Annotated in this window: 16 protein-coding genes; 7 read left to right on the top strand and 9 right to left on the bottom strand. The window is 71.0% G+C overall.

All coding sequences use genetic code 11. The features are described 5' to 3' along the window. Positions 1-2: 2 nt before the first annotated feature. The 4 genes from BFN33_RS10985 to BFN33_RS10970 form a co-directional block, all read right to left on the bottom strand. Complete coding sequence (locus BFN33_RS10985) at positions 3-905, bottom strand: carbohydrate ABC transporter permease (RefSeq protein ID WP_069759767.1); 903 nt, start codon at positions 903-905, stop codon at positions 3-5. Next, entirely contained in the window at positions 902-1,822 is a 921-nt protein-coding gene (locus tag BFN33_RS10980) for a carbohydrate ABC transporter permease (protein ID WP_069759766.1), read from the bottom strand. The genes BFN33_RS10985 and BFN33_RS10980 overlap by 4 nt, the downstream gene beginning before the upstream one ends. 125 nt (positions 1,823-1,947) lie before the next feature. Continuing rightward, positions 1,948-3,270 carry an extracellular solute-binding protein gene (locus BFN33_RS10975; RefSeq protein WP_069759765.1) on the bottom strand — a complete coding sequence of 441 codons (1,323 nt, stop codon included), beginning with the start codon at positions 3,268-3,270 and terminating at the stop codon, positions 1,948-1,950. A 277-nt stretch (positions 3,271-3,547) separates the two neighbouring features. Next, a complete protein-coding gene (locus tag BFN33_RS10970; RefSeq protein ID WP_256122717.1) occupies positions 3,548-4,678 on the bottom strand; it encodes an ROK family protein in 1,131 nt (376 codons plus the stop codon). A 319-nt stretch (positions 4,679-4,997) separates the two neighbouring features. Between BFN33_RS10970 and BFN33_RS10965 the strand changes: the two genes are divergently transcribed. The 3 genes from BFN33_RS10965 (at position 4,998) to BFN33_RS10955 (ending at position 9,769) form a co-directional block, all read left to right on the top strand. Next, complete coding sequence (locus BFN33_RS10965) at positions 4,998-5,897, top strand: N-acetylglucosamine kinase (RefSeq protein WP_069759763.1); 900 nt, start codon at positions 4,998-5,000, stop codon at positions 5,895-5,897. A gap of 165 nt (positions 5,898-6,062) precedes the next feature. Further along, positions 6,063-7,994, top strand: a complete 1,932-nt coding sequence (locus BFN33_RS10960; protein WP_069759762.1) for a phosphatase PAP2 family protein — start codon at positions 6,063-6,065, stop codon at positions 7,992-7,994. A gap of 95 nt (positions 7,995-8,089) precedes the next feature. Beyond that, positions 8,090-9,769 (top strand): glycosyltransferase family 39 protein, encoded by a 1,680-nt coding sequence (locus tag BFN33_RS10955; RefSeq protein ID WP_256122716.1) that lies wholly within the window; start codon positions 8,090-8,092, stop codon positions 9,767-9,769. Positions 9,770-9,798: 29 nt separating this feature from the next. Here BFN33_RS10955 and BFN33_RS10950 read toward each other — a convergent pair whose 3' ends face one another. Both BFN33_RS10950 and BFN33_RS53115 read right to left on the bottom strand, forming a co-directional pair. Next, on the bottom strand, positions 9,799-10,200 hold the full coding sequence (locus BFN33_RS10950) for a DUF3662 domain-containing protein (RefSeq protein ID WP_069759760.1): 402 nt from the start codon (positions 10,198-10,200) through the stop codon (positions 9,799-9,801). 40 nt (positions 10,201-10,240) lie between these two features. Then, positions 10,241-10,405, bottom strand: coding sequence for a hypothetical protein (locus BFN33_RS53115; protein ID WP_176742360.1), 165 nt, complete (start codon positions 10,403-10,405; stop codon positions 10,241-10,243). 169 nt (positions 10,406-10,574) lie between these two features. Here BFN33_RS53115 and BFN33_RS10945 point away from each other — a divergent pair, with 169 nt between their 5' ends. The 4 genes from BFN33_RS10945 (at position 10,575) to BFN33_RS10930 (ending at position 15,409) form a co-directional block, all read left to right on the top strand. Further along, on the top strand, positions 10,575-11,498 hold the full coding sequence (locus tag BFN33_RS10945; RefSeq protein WP_069759759.1) for a MurR/RpiR family transcriptional regulator: 924 nt from the start codon (positions 10,575-10,577) through the stop codon (positions 11,496-11,498). Between the two features lie 354 nt (positions 11,499-11,852). Beyond that, positions 11,853-12,239, top strand: a complete 387-nt coding sequence (locus BFN33_RS10940; protein ID WP_069759758.1) for a hypothetical protein — start codon at positions 11,853-11,855, stop codon at positions 12,237-12,239. Between the two features lie 48 nt (positions 12,240-12,287). Continuing rightward, positions 12,288-12,854: an antibiotic biosynthesis monooxygenase gene (locus BFN33_RS10935; protein ID WP_069760219.1), complete on the top strand. Its 567-nt coding sequence runs from the start codon at positions 12,288-12,290 to the stop codon at positions 12,852-12,854. 206 nt (positions 12,855-13,060) lie between these two features. Beyond that, the gene (locus BFN33_RS10930; RefSeq protein WP_256122744.1) at positions 13,061-15,409 is read left to right on the top strand and encodes a SpoIIE family protein phosphatase; all 2,349 of its coding nucleotides are present in this window, start codon (positions 13,061-13,063) and stop codon (positions 15,407-15,409) included. Between the two features lie 34 nt (positions 15,410-15,443). Here BFN33_RS10930 and BFN33_RS10925 read toward each other — a convergent pair whose 3' ends face one another. The 3 genes from BFN33_RS10925 to BFN33_RS10915 form a co-directional block, all read right to left on the bottom strand. Further along, complete coding sequence (locus BFN33_RS10925) at positions 15,444-15,935, bottom strand: flavin reductase family protein (RefSeq protein ID WP_069759756.1); 492 nt, start codon at positions 15,933-15,935, stop codon at positions 15,444-15,446. 9 nt (positions 15,936-15,944) lie between these two features. Continuing rightward, entirely contained in the window at positions 15,945-16,613 is a 669-nt protein-coding gene (locus tag BFN33_RS10920; protein ID WP_069759755.1) for a peptidoglycan-binding protein, read from the bottom strand. 100 nt (positions 16,614-16,713) lie between these two features. Continuing rightward, complete coding sequence (locus tag BFN33_RS10915) at positions 16,714-17,544, bottom strand: hypothetical protein (protein WP_069759754.1); 831 nt, start codon at positions 17,542-17,544, stop codon at positions 16,714-16,716. Between the last annotated feature and the right edge of the window lie 53 nt (positions 17,545-17,597).

Raw genomic sequence — 17,597 nt, 5'->3', positions numbered from 1 at the left:
GGTCAGTCCTTCAGTCCGGCGTTGATGTCGGCGCTCATGACGTAGCGCTGGAAAACCAGGAAGATGGCGATCAGAGGGATCATCGAGATGACCGAGGCGCCGAGCAGCACCGACCAGTTGATGTTCTGGGCGCCGACGATGCTCTGGATGCCGATCTGCACGGTGAACTTGTTCGGGTCGTTGAGCATCAGGAGCGGCCAGATGTAGTCGTTCCAGCGCCACTGGAAGGACAGGATGGCGAGGGTCAGCATGATGGGCCGGGAGAGCGGCACCATGATCCGCAGGAAGATCGACAGTTCGCGGGCGCCGTCGATGCGTGCGGCTTCGACCAGTTCATCGGGAACCGTCAGGAAGAACTGGCGGAACATGAAGCATCCGGTCGCCGTGAGCACGGCCGGGAGGATGATGCCGGCGAACGAGTTGTAGAGGCCGAGGTTGCGGACCACCAGGAACTCCGGAGCGAGCATGACCTCGCCCGGCAGCATCGTGGTGGCCAGGATGCAGAGGAAGAACGCCTTGAGCCATCTGTTGTCGTACTTGGCCAGCGCGTACCCCGTGCAGCAGCTGACACCCACCGTGAGGATCGTCGTGATCACGCACACGATGGCCGTGTTGATGAAGTACTGGGAGAAGTTGGCGCTGTCCCACGCTGCCCTGAATCCCGACAGGGTGGGGTTGTGCGGGACCAGCGTCAGCGGATAGGAGAACAGGTCGCTGGCCGGCTTGAGGGAGCTGAGGACGAACCACAGCACCGGGAACCCGTACAGGCACGCCATGATCCACAGCAGTGTCGTCGCGGACACCGCCTGCCGGAGCCCACCGGTGGCCGTCTTGCGGGGCCGCTTCCTGGAGACCCGCCGGCCGGAGTCGACTTCGGCCGGGCGCGGGATGTCTGTGGTTGTCATCGGTTCTCCACCCGCCGGTTGACCATCAGCTGGACGACCGCGACGGCCATCAGGATGAGCATGAGCACGAACGACGCGGCGCTCGCGTAGCCGATCTGGCCTCGTTTGAAGCCGGTCTCGTAGATGTACTGGACGAGCAGGTTGTTCGACGTGCCGGGTCCGCCGTTGTTGAGGGCGACGAACACCGGGTACTCCTTCATCGCGTTGATCGTGTTGAGCAGGATCACGATGAACGAGGTGGGCGCGATGCTCGGCAGGGTGATGCTGAAGAACTGTCGCCAGGGGCCGGCGCCGTCGAGCGAGGCGGCCTCGTAGTACGACACCGGTACGTTCTTGATCGCCGCGATGAACAGCAGCATCGTGAAACCCGTCCAGGCCCAGGCCGCCGCCATCACCACCACGAGCAACGAGAGGTCCGCGTTCGACTGCCACGGAACGGCGTCTCCGCCGAACTTCTCGATGACGTAGTTGACCAGTCCGAAGTTCTCGCCGAACATCCACCGCCACAGGACACCCACGACGATGGGCGACAGCAGCCACGGGATGAAGAAGAGGACGCGGGCGACCGACCCGCCCTTGGCGTGCTTGCTCACCACCAGGTTGGCGGCGAGCAGCGAGACCACGAAGTTCAGCGGGACGAAGAGGACGGCGTACAGCAGAGTCCGGGACAGCGCGTCGTAGAACGTGGAGTCCCCGAACAGGTTGTGGTAGTTGTCCAGCCCGACCCACTGGAACACCCCCACGCCCGTGTAGTTCGTGAAGGAGTAGACGAGCCCGATCACCGCCGGCCAGACGAAGAACAGCGCGAAGAGCACGACGTTGGCCGCGATGAGGACGAGCGGCGCAAGGGTGTACTTGCTGCGTCTCCTGGGCGGGCTCGCGGACACGGCGGACACGTCCGAGGCGCGTTTTGTCATCTTCCTGACTCCGTGCTGGTGGAAGGGATTGCGAGGGGCTCAGGCCATGAGCCCGGCGTCACGTGGACGGCCGGGGCCGGGCGGCGGGGTCGGGACACCGCCGCCCGGGCGCTGGTGGCCTGCGATCAGCCGCCGACCTGCTGGTTGTAGCCGTCCACGATGTTCTGCAGGGCCTTGTCGGCCGACTGCTGGCCGTTGATCGCCTTGCCGAGCTCCGTCTTGGTCGGGTCCTCGGTGATGCTCTTGCCCTTCAGCACCCAGTTGGTCTGGGCGCTGTTGAAGTAGCCGGAGATCGGGGCGTAGAGCGGGATCTCCTGGTTGTAGAGCTTGAACGCCGCCTGCGCCGCATCGGACTTGAAGGGGTACGTCGGGTTCAGACCGCTCTCGACCGGCAGGAAGCCGGACGCCTCGCACAGGGCCTTGTAGTGGGCCGGCTCGTAGAGCCAGGACAGGAACTTCGTCGCGGCCTTGGACGCGTCGCCGTTGTTGTTGAAGCCCACCACCATGCCGCCGCTGTTGACGTCACTGGCCTGCACCGGCTGGGCGGGGGTCGGGACGCTCGCCCACTGGAACTTCTTGATGCTGTCCGCGAAGGAGGCGACCTGCCACACACCGGACCAGTAGGCGACCACGTCACCGCTCTGGAACATGGCGGACGGGTCGGCGCCGCTCGTCCACACCGACTTCGGCATGGTCTTGTCGTCGTTCCATCCGACGAAGGTGTTCACGGCCTTCTTGGTCGCCGCGTCCACGGAGAACTTGCCGGAGTCGTCGGCGTGGACGTACTTGCCGCCCATCTCGTACACCATGGCGCGCAGTCGGGAGGGCGACTGGTCGAAGGTCAGGGAGTACTTGGCGCCGGTCTTCTCGCGGACCTTGTTGGCCGCGGCGATGAAGTCGGTCCAGGTCCAGGTCTTCGACGGCTCGGTCGGGAAGGAGACGCCGGCCTTCTCGAAGAGCGACTTGTTGATGAACAGGCCGGACGCGGTGACGTCCGAGGGGATGGACAGCACCTTCCCGGACGAGTCCTTCGCGAGGAAGTTCTGGTTGATGTTGTTGCTCTTCTTGTTGGCGATGGAGCTGAGGTCGAGCAGCTTGCTCGACCAGATCGGGTCCAGCGCCGGCACGGCCGCCACGTCGGGCAGGGAGTTCGCCTGCGCGGCGTTGTGCAGCTTGGTGGTGTAGCCGTCGTAGGGAATGTTGACGAGCTTGAGGTTGACGCCGGTTTCCTTCTTGTACTGCGCCACCATCTTCTTCCAGCCCGCGTCCTGCCCCGGAACCGTGGAGATCCAGAACGTCAGGGACTTGGAGGTGCCGCCCGAGCCGGAACCCCCGCCGCAGGCGGAGAGCAGCATGACACCCGCCGTGGCTACGGCAGCGAGGGGAGCCAGACGGCGCATGCCGCCGCGGCCGAGTCGGCGGGAGCGCCGCACACCTACAGTGGTCATCTTCGTTCCCTTTTTCGTCGTACGGGACGGAGCACGGCGCCGACGGAAGCGGCACGGGTGCATTGTGCAGGAGGGTTCTGCTTTCCGAGGGCGCGGCCTCGCCCGGCCGCGTCATCCTGAAGGGCGAGGGTCCCCGGCCGTCATGGCCGCTGCCGCACAAGCACGCCCTGGTGCGGTTGCCGTACGTCGAGTACGGGCGGGACGCTCGCTCCAAGCCGGCGTCCCGGCCGACTTAGAAAGCGCTTGTCCGGACATTGGCAGACCGAGTCCGAACCCGTCAATCCTTCGTCCGCGACGCCTGGGTCACGGTTTGGACTCCTCGGGCGACCGCGAGCCGGGCGGCGCCCACGACGGTGCCGAGATCACCGACCTGGCTGCTGACCACCTCGGTGGGCCAGCTGAGCCGCTCCAGCTCGGCCCGCACACCGGGCAGGAGCTGCGGATACGCGCCGGTGCTGCCGCCCAGCACGAGCAGTCCCGGGTCCAGTACGGCGGTCACGGCGGCGGCCAGCCGGCCCACGTCCACGGCGTGTCTGTCGACGACCGCGCGGGCCGTGGCACTGCCCTGTCCGGCCAGGGCGAAGAGCCGCTCGGCCGTGCGGGGGCATGCGCCGTCGGATTCGGGCCAGGCCTCGGCGGCCCGGCGCAGCAGGGACCGGGACCCGATGTAGTCCTCCAGGGCCTCGTGGCGGGGCTCCAGGCCGTCGTCCCAGGGGTAGGGCAGCCGGGCGACCTCTCCGGCCGCGCCGTTGGCCCCGGCCAGCACGTGTCCTCCCACGACGATGCCCAGACCGATACCGACGCCGATCCGCAGATAGCCGAAGGTGTGACGGCCACGAGCCGCGCCCTCGTGCAGTTCCGCGAGCGCGGCGCAGTTCACGTTGTTCTCGAGGTGGACGGGCACTCCTGGCGGCAGCGCGACGGCCACCGCGTCGAAGACGGGGCCGGCCTTGGCGGTCGCCGGCCGCACCGTGCCCTCCTCGGCCCGTGCGGTGACGTCACCGACGGCCACGACGATGGCGCGCAGCGGGGCGTCGGCGCGCAGCGCGGACAGGGCGTCGCGCACCACGTCGGCCGCCTCCTCCCGGGGGCCGGTGGCCTCGGCGAGGAGGGTGCCGTCCAGGGCGCAGGCGCGGACCCGGGTGACGGCGGGGCCCAGGTCGACGGCGAGCACGGCACCCGCGGCAGGGCCGAGGCGGTAGACGGCGGCGCTGCGGCCCGTACCGCCGGAGGAGGTGCCGGAGTGGGCCGCGAGGTGGACGCCCTCCAGTTCGGCGACGGCGGAGGAGACCGTCGGCTTGGACAGCCGCGCGAGGCTCGCCAGCTGCGGCCGGGTCGCGGTGCCGGCCTGGGCCAGCACGGCGAATACGGCGCCGGCGCTTTCGGTCAGACGGGGGGCTCCAGCCACGTCGTGTTCCACACTTCCCCCAGGTCACAGGCCACTCTCCCGGGCCGAGCGGCTCGGCGGGAGGCGGCGATGGGTTGCTCCGGCGTCTTGCGTTCCCACCCGGGACAAAGGACCCGGGAATACGAGTGCGTGACGCCTATTGACACGCACTGTACTTCGTTAGTTAACTTCCTAACGAACGTCACGGTACTCGCCTGCCGTGGTCCGTCAGAGGCCCGTCCCGGGGCTTCCCTAGTTCTCCAGAGCCCTCCAACTGCCTTGCCCTCCGGTACGGTTCGCCCACCGTCGCAGCACACAGCGCAACGACGAAAGAGGTTCCGTGCAGGACACCGCACCCCTGGTTGTCGGCATCGACGTGGGCGGCACCAAGACACAGCTCCGCGCGTTCGCGGGCGACACCCTCGTCGCCGATCACGTCCGGTCCAGCAGCGGCTGGCGGCCCCACGACCCGGTGGCCGCCGCCGGGTGGCTGGCCGCACTGGCCGCGGACGCGCTTCCCGCGGGCGCCCGCCCGTCCGCCCTCGCCGTCGGCGGACACGCCTGTGAGACCCCGCGCCAGTGCGCACAGATCCGCACCGCTCTGCAACTGCACTTCGACGCGCCCGCGCTGGTCGTGGGCGACGCCGAACTGCTCGTTCCCGCGGCGGGACTGGACAAGGGCGTCGGCCTGGTCGCCGGCACCGGATCCGTGGCCGTGGGCCGGTTCGCCGACGGCACTCCGGTCCAGGTCGGCGGCTGGGGCGCGCTCCTGGGCGACGAGGGCGGAGCCGCGGGCCTGGTCCGCGAGGCCGTACGAGCCGTATGGGCGGCCCACGACCGTGGCGAGGAGCCCGACCCCCTGGCGCTCGGTCTGCTGTCCGGGTTCGACGTCCCCGAAGTACCCGCGCTCGGCGCCGCGCTGGAGCACGCCACGGCCGCCTCCGCCGAGTGGGGCCGGCACGCCCCGGCCGTCTTCGCCGCCGCCGAGGCCGGATCCCCGCTCGCCCGCACCGTGATCGCCGAGGCGGGCCGCGCCCTGGCCGGGCTCGTCGAACGGCTCGCCGCCCGCGGAGTGGCGGTCGACGATGTCGTGGTCGCGGGCAGTACCGTCCTCGCCCAGCCCTCGCTGTACGACGCCTTCGTGTCGGCGCTGGCCGACGGTGCGCCGTCGGCACGACCGCGACCCCTGCGGGCACCCCCGGTGGACGGCGCGGTGGCGATGGCCCGTTCACTTCTGTGACATCCACCGGACGCCGAGTCTCCTCCGGTCCGACATGACTCGCCCGTAGATGTTCGCTCGTACGACTTCAGAAAGCGCATTCGGCACTCCAGCTGCCTCACGCATCATGAGTCGCATCCGCACCACCCCGGCCGCACGGCCGCCGAACTCCAGAGAGGCAGACCCATGCCGTCATCCGCCGGGCAGCACTCCCCCGCGTCGCTCACCGAACGCGCCGTGAAGCGAAGGGGATTCCTCAAGACGTCCCTGGGCGCCTCGGCCGGCATCCTGGCCGCTCCCACGTTCGCCTCCTGGCTGGGCGCCGCGGACGCCAAGGCCGCCACCGCCCCCGCCGCCTTCGTGGACGACTACAAGTCCAACGTCATGGCGAACCTGACGCCCGAGACCAACGCGGTGGTGCGGATCCTCGGCGGTTTCGCCCAGGTGTGGAAGACCGGTGGCGCCTGGAACACCGGCACCCCGCTGCGGCCCGAGATACTGCGCGCCAACATGCGCTACTGCGCCCGCATCACCCAGGCGCGCACCGAGGCGCAGGCGAAGGAGGCCTTCCTCTACGACCGCCAGCACCAGAGCTACGCCATGATCGGCGGCCTCGGCCCGCTGGCCGGCCTCTACCGGTCCGGTGCCAAGGCGGTCACCTCGATCACCAGCGCGCCCGACACCACCCCGGCGACCACGATCAGCGACGCCGTGCCGGCCGACGCCCCCGCGGGTTCGGCGCTCGGCGCGGGCTCCTACGACTCCTCGCTCGGCCAGGTGGCCAAGCTCGTCGACACCGTGCGTGGCCCGTACGCCTCGGGCAACCCCGGCAAGTACGCCTTCCAGTACCCGCGCCCGTGGCGCATGAACGAGAGCAGCGAGGTCGTCGACACGGGCGCGAAGGACGCGCTCGGCTACCCGGTCTACGACTCGCAGGTGGTCGTCGCCACCCAGCTGCTGCGCCAGCGCAGCACCTCGCCGGTGGACGACGGCGGCTTCCCCAGCGGCCACACCAACGCCTTCCACCTGGCGGGCCTGGCCTTCGCGTACGCCGTACCGGAGCGCTTCCAGGAACTGGTCACCCGCGCCTTCGAGCTGAGCCACACCCGGATCATGTCCGGCATGCACTCGACGGTCGACGTCATGGGCGGTCGCATCATGGCCACCGCACTGGCCGCCGCCACGCTGGCCGACGCCGCCAACGCCGACCTCAAGGCCGCGGCGCGGGCGCAGGCGCTGAAGTACTTCACCGAGCAGACCGGCAGCACGGCCGACACGCTCTTCGCCTACGCCCACTCGGACGCCGCGGACGCGTACGCGGACCGGGACGCCAACGCCCGTTCCGTGGCCCCCCGGCTGACCTATGTGCTGAACCGGGACGGCGGCAACAAGCCGTTCACCGTGCCCAAGGGCGCCGAGGTGCTCCTGGAGACGCGGCTGCCCTACCTGGACGCGGCCCAGCGGCGCGAGGTGCTGCGGACCACCGGGCTGCCCTCGGGGTATGTCCTGCTGGACGGCTTCGAGCAGTGGGGCCGGCTCAACCTGTTCGCCGCGGCGGACGGATACGGCTCCTTCGACTCCGACGTGACCGTCACCCTGGACGCGGCCTCGGGCGGCTTCCACGCGGCGGACGCCTGGCGCAACGACATCGACGGCTGTGGCTCTCTGACCAAGCGGGGCAGCGGCACGCTCACCCTGACGGGCCACAACCGGTACACCGGCGGAACCGTGCTCAAGGAAGGCGCGCTGGTCGCCGGTTCTGCGCACGCGCTCGGCCACGGCGATGTGCGGGTGCAGGGCGGGAAGCTGACACTGGCCGGCAAGTCGCTGCAGGTCCACGGGACGTACAGCCAGGAGGGCGGCGCGCTGGAGCTGACCCTGCGGTCGGGCCAGGAGCCGGTCCTGGAGGTGACACGGCGCGCGGTGCTCGGTGCGGGCAGCGTCCTGTCGCTGAAGCTGGACGCGGACAGGCCGCCGACGGCCGGGCGCACGGTCCGTGTCCTCGGCTGCCAGGGACTGCGCGGCCAGTTCGACCGCGTCGAACTGAACTCCGACACCCTGCGAGCCGTACCCGTCTACACGACGGAAGGTCTGTCGGTACGACTCCTGAAGCGGTGACGCCCGCGCGGGGCGGGAGCTGATGCGAGAGTGGCCCTCATGAGGTGCCTCCGGATCGCTCCCGCCACCGCCCGGCCGGTCGCACCGCGGGGCGGATGATGGCGAGCGAGCAGCAGACGGTCCTGGACCCGGCCTCCGGGTCAGGGCACCGCGACGACGAGGTGCGGCAGCCGCGACCGGCCCGGCGGTGGCTGGTGCCGCTGCTCGTCGTGGTGCTGCTCGCGCAGATGGCCGCCGTCATGGTGACGACCGCCGTGCAGCAGACCCCGACGATCGACGAACCCGTCTACGTGGCCACGGCCGCCGAGTACCTGCACGGTCAGGGCATCCGCTACAACCCGGAGCACCCGCCCCTCGGCAAGCTGGTCGTCGCCGTCGGGGTGGCGATCGCCGACCCGCACGTGGACACGGCGTTCGACGGGCCCCAGATCGACCTGGGCCCCCACCTGCTGTACGAGTCGGGCAACGACCCCTGGCGGCTGATGTTCTGGGCCCGGCTCCCGGTGATCGTGCTGACACTGCTGTTCGGGCTGGTCGTGTTCGCCTTCGCCCGGGAACTCGCCGGAAGCGCGGCGGGCCTCACGGCGCTCGCCCTGTACGCCTTCTCCCCCGACGTCGTCGCGCACGGCTCGCTGGCCACGCTCGACGTGCCGACGGCCGGGTTCCTGCTCACCTCGGTGTGGCTGCTGTGGCGGGCCCGCCTGCGGCCACGGCGGTACGTGCCGCTCGCCGGTCTGGCGCTCGGCGCCGCACTGGCGACGAAGATGAGCGCGCTGCCGGCCGTACCGGTCCTGCTGGCACTGGCCGCCTTCTCGGTGTGGAGCGCGTCTCGCGGCGACGAGAGGCGCCGACGGCTGCTCCACGTGCTCGCGGGGGCCGCGGTCCTGACGCTGGCCGCCGTCGCCGTCGTATGGGCGTCGTACCTGGTGGTCGACCCGCGGCTGCGGTGGACATCCCAGGACCAGGTGCCGGTGGTGCACGGACTGCGGGGGACCCTCGCCGATCTGCTGCCGTTCCCCCAGGCCTACGCGGACGGGATGCGTCTGCAGTTCCGCTTCGAGAACCACCCCTGGGAAGGCTTCCTGTTCGGGCGGCTGTACACCGGGCACCTCTGGTACTACCTGCCGGCGGCGCTCCTGGTGAAGACCCCGCTGGGTCTTCTCGTGCTGTGGGCCGCCGGTGCCGTGGTGCTGGTGGCGGTACGGCGGCTGCGGCCGGCCGCGCCGTATCTGCTCGTGCCCGCCGGGGTGCTGCTCGCCTCGGCCATGACGGGGTCACGCGACTTCGGCACCCGGTACACGCTCTTCCTGCCGATGTTCCTGACGGTGGCCGCCGGGTGTGTGGTGGCGGTCCGCCGACGCCTGGCGCCACTGGTGACCGGGGCGCTGGTGCTGTTCGTCGCGGTCAGCTCGCTGCTGACTTTTCCCTACTATCTGCCGTACTCCAACGAGGCGTTCGGCGGACCGGCCCGCACCCATCTGCGGCTGCACGACTCCAACGTCGACTGGGGACAGGACCTCGGCCGACTCGCCGACCGGCTGCGCGAGCGCTACCCGGACGAACGGATCTGGCTCGTCTACAAGGGCAGCGGGCTGCCGTCCGCCTACGGCATCGAGGCGTCCGATCCGCGCGAGGTGCCCGTGGACGACGTGCGCGGACTGCTGGTCGTGTCGGACTCCTCGGTTGCCAAGGCGAAGGGGCGGCTGGCCGAACTGATCGACAGCAGCCGTCCGGTGGACGAGGTCGGTCACTCCATCACGATCTATCGCCGATGATCAGCACACCGGAGGTGCGACGCATCCGCTCAGCGCATCGCGTGGTGGAACCCGTCGGCGCTCACATGCGGCATCGCCCCGCTCGTCACGCGATAACGGCCGTTGGGCACCCGGCCCGACCTGGTGATGTGCACCGTGAGCGGACCCGCCCATTCATAGCCCTGCCGCTCGCCGTGCCGGGCCAGGCGGTCGGTGAGCTCCTGGCCCACGTCGGTGCCCCGGCGCACGAGTTCGTCGTAGGCGAAGTCCGCGAGCTCGACGTCGTAGGCGTTCGGGACCACCACCCGGTGCTCACTGCACACGACCACGTTGCTGTCGCACTCGCGCCGCAACGCGTCGATGAGTTCGACGGGCTCCCGGTCGACGACCCGCGCCCACAGCGCATCCCAGCCATGCTCCATTGCCTGTTCCAGCGCGCTCAGCGCACCCATTGCGTCTCCCCTGCCGAAAGATCCGGTGTCGCGTGCGGCGTCATTCCCGGGCGAAGTCGTCGGGCTCCACCCGCGCTTCCTCGAACGCCTCGCGCAGGGTGCGTCCACTGCCGCCGGGGGCGGGGGCCTCGCCCTCCTCGGTGGAGTTCTCCAGGAGCTCGTCGGTGGTGTCGGTCTTGGGCCGGTTCTCCTCGGGGACCGTCATGCGGGGCTGCTCCTCGGGTGTCGTCGAAGGTTGTGTCCAGCGGCGGGTTCCCGCTCGCGGGCGGCGTATCCGTCCCGATCGGCGGTCGCCGAAGGCTTTCGCACAAGCGCTGGTCACCGAGGGGTGTGGGCTATGTTGACTCCCCGTGGCAGACAAAGGAGGCGCCCCGGTGTCATCGCCGCAGCAGGCACGCGCACAGGCATCCGCGATCACCTCGGGCAAGACCGCACCGGAAGCGGAGGCCGCCCCGGCCTCCCAGCTCAGGACCCTCTTCGACAGGCCCCGGCTCTCCCCGGGGCAGCGGCGCATCGCGCAGTACCTGATCGAGCACATCACCGAAGCGGCGTTCCTCTCCATCACCGATCTCGCCGAGCGCGTCGGCGTGAGCCAGCCCTCGGTGACGCGGTTCGCCGCGGCCGTGGGCTTCAGCGGCTACCCCGCCCTGCGGGAGAAGCTCCAGTCGATCGCGCTCAGCACTCTCGCGGGCGGCCCGGTCGCGGACGACGAGTCGCGCGGCAACGAACTCCAGTCAGCGGTCGACGCGGAGATCGAGAACCTGGAGAACCTGCGCCGCGACTTCGCCGACCCCGACCGGATGATCGAGCTCGGCCGCAAGCTGTCCGAGTCGACCCCGCTGACCGTCCTGGGCCTGCGCATCTCGGCGTCCCTGGCCGAGTACTTCGCTTATGCGGCACGCCGTATCCATCCCGACGTACGGCTGGTCACCCGTGGCGGCAGCGTCGCCTACGACGCCCTCCTGCAGTCCCGGGAGGCGGGCGGCACCTGGGTGCTCGCGTTCTCGATGCCGCGGCACGCCCAGGAGACCCTCACCGCCCTGCGGGTCGCCCGCAGCGCCGGACTGAAGGTCGCCCTCGTCACGGATCTGGCGCTCGGACATCTCGCCGACGAGGCGGACGTGCTCTTCAGCACCGGCACCGGCTCCCGGCTGGTCTTCGACTCCTACGCGGCACCCGGTGTGATCGCCGCCGCCCTGCTCCAGGCCATGACCGACGCCGACCCCGAGCGCACCCAGGCACGGCTCGAGGAGTACGAACAGATCTCCGACCAGCACCAGTTCTTCCTCAGGGACTGACCCTTCCACCCCCGGCCATACGGCTTCACAAGGGGACCATCCGTAATAAATCGAGCATGAATGTTTTCATACTCCTTGCCAAGAAGACGGCATATATAAATACTGCTCACGGATCACCCCCGGGGTCACTCCGGGATCCGCCCGCACCCCTGTCCCGTCCACACCCCCCACATCCGCCCGAGAGGGCTCCTGTACGGACATCCCGAGCCGTCGTACCTACCCGCGTCGGCGCCCGGGATGTTCGATGGGCCTCGCCTGCACGCGAGCCCTTGGCGGCCCCGGTCATCCCCTGGACCGGGGCCGCACAACCCCTCGGACCACCCGCACGACGCCGTACACCCGGAAGCGATCACCATGCCCCTGACGACCACGCGGACCACCACTCGTCTCGGCCCGGACTGGCCGTGCCAGGTCAAGACGCCAGGCAGCTACGACTGGGAGCGCTCCGCGGCCAAGTGGCTGCGCGAACTGGTGCCGGCGCGGTACGCGAGCTACCCGGCCCTGATGCGGCACACCGTCCTGCTCGCCCGGCACGCGCAGATCCAGGTCCAGCACGAGATCCGGGTCGCCCGCACCGCACTGCAGACCGCCCGCGCGGACCTGCCGTCGCTGGGGCTGCCGGAGTCGGTCATCGAGCACACGATCAAGCTGTACGCCGCCGAGGTCCTGCAGCTCCAGCACATCGCCCGCAGCATCCGCGCGGTCACCCAGGCCCTGGTCGACCACCACCACGGGCGCTGACCCTCCCCGAGGGCATGACCCGCGCCAGGCGTGGCACCCGTGGTGACCATGAGCACCACCGAAGTACGGCGCGGGGATCCGGTCACCACGGTCCTCACCTGGGAGGTGCGCCCCGGCCGGGAGCAGGAGTTCGAGCGCTGGACGCGCGGGATCACCCGCTGCGCCAGACGGTTCCCGGGCAACGAGGGTGTCTCCTGGCTGCGTCCCGAGGACGGTCACCGCTTCCACGCGGTGCTGCGCTGGTCCGACGCGCACCGGCTCACCGCCTGGCTGGAGTCGGACGAGCGGGCCGACTGGCACGCGCGGATCGACGACATCGCCATCGAGCTCGGCAGCGAACGACAGTCGACCACCGGGCTCGAGACCTGGTTCAGTCTGCCCGGCACCACGGTGCGGCCCCCGGTCCGCTGGAAGATGGTGCTGACCACGTTCCTCGGCGCCTTCCCGTGCACGCTGCTGATCCAGTGGCTGGTGACGCCCCGCACGGCCGCCTGGCCCCTGCCGCTGCGGGCCGCGGTGTTCCCGGTGGTGCTGCTGCCGGTACTCACGTACCTGGTGATGCCGCTTCTGAGCCGGGTGCTGCGAAGGTGGCTGTACCCGCCGCCCGACCACTGACCCCACCGCGAACCGGGGCGCGTGGCCGGCTACGTCAACCGTCGGGCTCACCGATGTCCGGGAAGTCCGGCGACAAGAGAGCGAACGGCAGGTGGTGGATGTGCGATGCTCAACGCGTGACGAGTGAGTCCACCGACCCTTCACACGCCGGTACCGTGCCCGACATCGCCGCGCTGGCCAAGGTCGTGGCCAGACAACGCGCGGAAATGGACCGGTTGCGGGATCAGGTCGCCACCTCGGCGGTACTGGAGCGGACCAAGGGCACTCTCATGGCGCTGACCGGGTGCACTCCGGAAGCGGCCGGCGAGCAACTGCTCCAGCGCGCGAAGGCCGGCAACCGCACCCTGCTCGAGGAGTGCTGGATCACCCTCGGCGCTCTGATGCCTTCGGGGCCCGGCGCCGCTCAGGAACCCCGACCCGACCACGGCTTCCCCGGCCTGGCCGCGGTGCCCGGGCCGACCCCTCCGCGGGCCGTTCCGCCGGGCGCCGCCGTCCCCACCGGGCGGGACACCTCCGACCTGGACGACGGCTTCTCCGCGCTCGGCCGCCTCGGCAAGGCCCTCGTCCATGTCGCCACCCCCCAGGACCTGGCCGGCTGTCTCCTGGAGGAACTCGCGGCGGACGTCGACGCCGACGCTCTTCTGCTCTTCCGGTCGCTGCCGGGCGGAGGGCTGGAGATGATCGGCCATGCCGGCATCGAAGCCGCCCTGGCCACCCAGTGGTCCCAGATCCCCCCGCTGAGCGGCATCCCCGCGCTCGACGCGCTCCGGTCCCGGGAGCCGCGCTGGCTGGAGGACTTCGAGAGGGACCGGAGGCAGCACCTGCTCATAGGGGATCCGCCCGACCGCTGGCTGTCCCGCGCCTGGCTGCCGGTGCCGACCGGCGACGGGGCCGAGGTCTGCATCGGGGTCCTGCGCGCGCGAAACGGGCCGTTCTCACCGCAGGCCCGGCAGCTGCTGCGGGCGGTCGCCCGGCTGTGTGCCGGATGGCTGCGCTCCTTCGGCCCCCGGTCGGAGCACAGTGCCGCCGCCTCGGCCGCCGCAGCCCAGCCGGTATTCGACTCGCTGCCCGGCTCGGCGATGCTGCTCACGCCGCTGCGCGGCCCCTCCGGGGACGTCGAGGACTACCGCATCGACGCCGCCACCGAGGAGGCGGTCGACGTCGTGGGCCGCACCGGCAGGGAACTGCTCGGCCGACGGATCCTGGAGTGCTTCCCGAGCATGGCGGAGGAGGCGGTGTGGCACGGCTGCCTGCGCACGCTGACCACGGGTGAGCCGTTCGAGGGCGAGCCGTTCGCCTACCAGGAGGTCGTGGACGGCGCCGTCGCACTGTCCACGCACGCTATGCGCGCGGCCCGCCTCGGCGGCGCCCTGGTCGTCACCTGGGTCCGGCACGACTCCTCCGACCGGCAGGAACAGCGGCTGGCGGACGTGCAGCGGCTGGGGAACCTGGGCTGGGCCAACTGGAACCTGGTCACCGACGAGGGCAGCTGGTCCTCCCAGGCCTTCCTCGTCCTGAACCGGGATCCGGCGCTCGGACCGGTCCGGCTCGCCGACCTGCCGGAACTCGCGCTGCCCGAGGACGCCCCCCTGCTGGCCCGGGCCGTGCGCGACGTCGTGCGCACAGGGCAGCAGTTCGATGTCCCGTTCCGGATCCGGACCGGGGACGAGGTCCGCCATCTGCGGATGGTCGCCGAGGTGGTGGCGGACACCGACGACAAGCCCGCCGAGGTGCACGGCTTCGTCCAGGACCTCACCGCGCAGCGCAGCGCCGAGCTGGCCCTGGTCGAGAGCGAGCAGGCCATCGTGACGCAGCACGGCGTGCTGCGTGCCGAGCGGACCCTGGCCGCCCGCCTCCAGCACGCGCTGCTGCCGCTGCCGACCCGGCCGGTCCGCCTCGCCGGGCTGCGGGTCGAAGTGGCCTATCTGCCCGCCCAGTCGGGCATACACGTCGGCGGCGACTGGTTCAGCGCCATCGAACTGCCCGACGGCGACGCCCTGTTCGTCGTCGGTGACGTCGCCGGGCACGGCATCGACGCCGTGGCCACGATGGCCCAACTGCGCTTCACCGCCAAGGGCATGGTCATCACCGGCTCGTCGCTGACCGGAGCGCTCGCCCGTCTCAACACCCTGCTGCTGCACTCGCGCGACTCCCACGGCACCGCGACCATGGTCCTGGCCCGCTTCGACCCCGCCGAGCACTGCCTGATGTGGGCCCAGGCCGGCCATCCGCCACCGCTGCTGGTGCGCGACGGAGAGGTGCGCTATCTCCAACGTCCGCTCGGCATACTGCTGGGGGCGTGCTCCGATCCGCACTTCGAGGAGGCGCGCTGCGACCTGCGGCCGGGCGACCGGGTCCTCCTTTACACGGACGGCCTGGTCGAGCGTCCCCCGGAGGGCATCGACCACGGCCTGGACCGGCTCGCCGCGGCGGTCGCGGCACACCACACGGACGAGCCCGGCTCCCTGGTCCGGCTGCTGACCTCGGTGCTGGAGGGTGAGCGGCGCGACGACGTCTGCGTCCTGGACATACGGGTGCCGTCCGGGCCGGAGTGAGCCCCCGGGACGCGTGCGGTGTTCCGGTCCCGGCTCAGTCCGCCGGGTGGCCGGGCGAGATGGAGACCGTGTCGGAGAGCCGCAGCGGCTTCGCTCCCTGGGTGTCCTCGCGCTCGCCCCACACCTGGGGCTCCAGGACGAACCCGACGTGGTCACCGCCGTCGGCGCGCAGCACGACCGTGCCGACGAACCAGGCCGCCGCGTCCTCCAGTACGACGGCCCCGCCGGCCTCCTCCCGCCAGCGGACCCGGGCGAACTTGTCCGTCCGGTCCCCGGTCTCCCCGCCGAACAGCTCGGCGAGGCCGTGCTGTTCGCGGGTGAGGAGATGGACGGCGAGGCGGCTCGCGGTGCGGGCCACCCGATAGGTGCGGTTGGCCTTCGACAGCCACACCACGTACCGCACGGGCTCGATCGAGCACTGGGAGGCGAACCCGACGAGACAGCCCGCGCGGTCGCCGTCCGTCGCGGCGGTGACGACGCACATGTCGGGGTCGAGCCGGTCGATGAAGGCGTCCATGAACGCCATCCTCGTCGATCAGCCGCCGCCCGTGCGGGACTCCAGGTCGCGCCGTGTGTCATCGCCGTACACCCCGTCCTCGTCGCCGCGGATGCCGTACCAGAGCTGGAAGCGGGCCACGGCGGCGGCCAGGGTCGGGTCGTAGGTGCCGTCGGTGGAGCCGTTGGCGTAGACGTCCGGGATCCGCAGCAGGCGTTCCTGCAGGTCGGTGACCTCGGGCCCGTTGTCGCCCTCGCGGAGGGTGCCCGGACCGTCGGGATCGGTGGCTCCGGAGGCCGTCGGGGTGGGCGTGGGGGTCGCGGAGGCGGTCGCCGTGGGCTGCGGAGCCGCCTCAGCGGTGGTCTCCCCGCGATCGGCCAGCAGCAGGGCACCGCCGAAGCCGACCACCGCGGCCGCGGTCACGGCCGCCGCGATCGCCGTGCGGCGCAGTCCGGGCACTCGCCCGCGGGGGATGTCACGGGAGCGGCGGGCGCGGTCGTGGTCCCTGACGGGCGGCAGTTCCTGGGTGGAGTCCTCGGCCCCCGACGGCGGACCGGGCAGCGTGATGGACTCGTATCCGACGGCCGCCCGGGGCGGCAGGTCCTTGAGCAGTTCCGCGAGCGCGTCGGTGCGGCGCGGGCGCAGCACCCGGATGGGTTCGAGGGGCGTCCTGTCCGGCGGCGCCCCTCGGTCGGACGGTGTCGGCATCCTGGTCTCCTTCCGTCCCGTGCACACGGGTCTGGGCCGTCCCCCAGGGAGTGATACGGCGCCACGGGCCCGGGAGTTCAGCGGTTGCCCGGGCTTCCGCTCAGCTGGACGGGGAGCCGAGGAACCCGTGCAGGGATGCCTTCATCGCCGCGACGAAGGCGTCCCTGCCCTTGTCGTCGAGGGCGTCCAGGGACAAGTACGGGTTGAGGTCCTCCAGCTCGACCAGCAGGAGTGCGCCGTCCGGGGCCCGGCAGGCGTCCACGCGCTGGATGCCGTGGCCGAGGGCGTTCCAGTGGATGAAGCGCCGGGCGAACTCCAGGTCCTCGGGCGTGGGCCGGTACGGCTCCAGCGCCCAGCGCCGGTCGGTGTGCGGGGCGTACAGGGCGTACTGGAAGTCGTGGTCGACGAAGTAGAAGGACACCTCGTAGACGAAGTCGACGCACGGCTGGACGAGGACGTGCCCGTCGATGTGGTCGCGTACCTCGTCGGCGGGCACGATCCGCAGACCTATGGAGTCGGCGCCGAGCCTGGGCTTGACGACGTACCGGTCCGTCGCGGGCAGCCGGTGCAGGTCCTCGGCACGGTCGACGGTCGGGATGACGGGGTACCCCGCGGCCGTGAGATCGAGCAGGTACTGCTTGCCCGCCATGTCGGCCCTGCCGGAGAGGGGGTTGTACACGCGCGTGCCGTTTCGCAGCGCCCGCTCGCGGAAGGCGTCGTACGCCTCCTGGTACGCCAGGACCGGACCGCTGTTGCGGACGACGACGCCGGCGAAGCCGTCCGCCAGCGCGGCGGCGTCCCGGGGATGGCACAGGGCGAGATCGAAGTCCTCCCTGAGACGCGAGGTGAGGAAGATGTCCTCGTCGCAGTAGCGGCGCCCGCGGGCCTGGTAGGCCAGGTCGGTGACGTACAGGAGGGTGGGGCGGGGCATGCGGGGCTCCTCGGCGGGCGGAAGCCGATCGTATGCGGCGGCACTCCTACCGG

Source organism: Streptomyces sp. LUP47B (assembly GCF_001746295.1).
Lineage (GTDB): Bacteria > Actinomycetota > Actinomycetes > Streptomycetales > Streptomycetaceae > Streptomyces.
The sequence above is the reverse complement of the archived record's forward strand: the minus strand, read 5'-3'. Positions and strand labels throughout refer to the sequence as shown.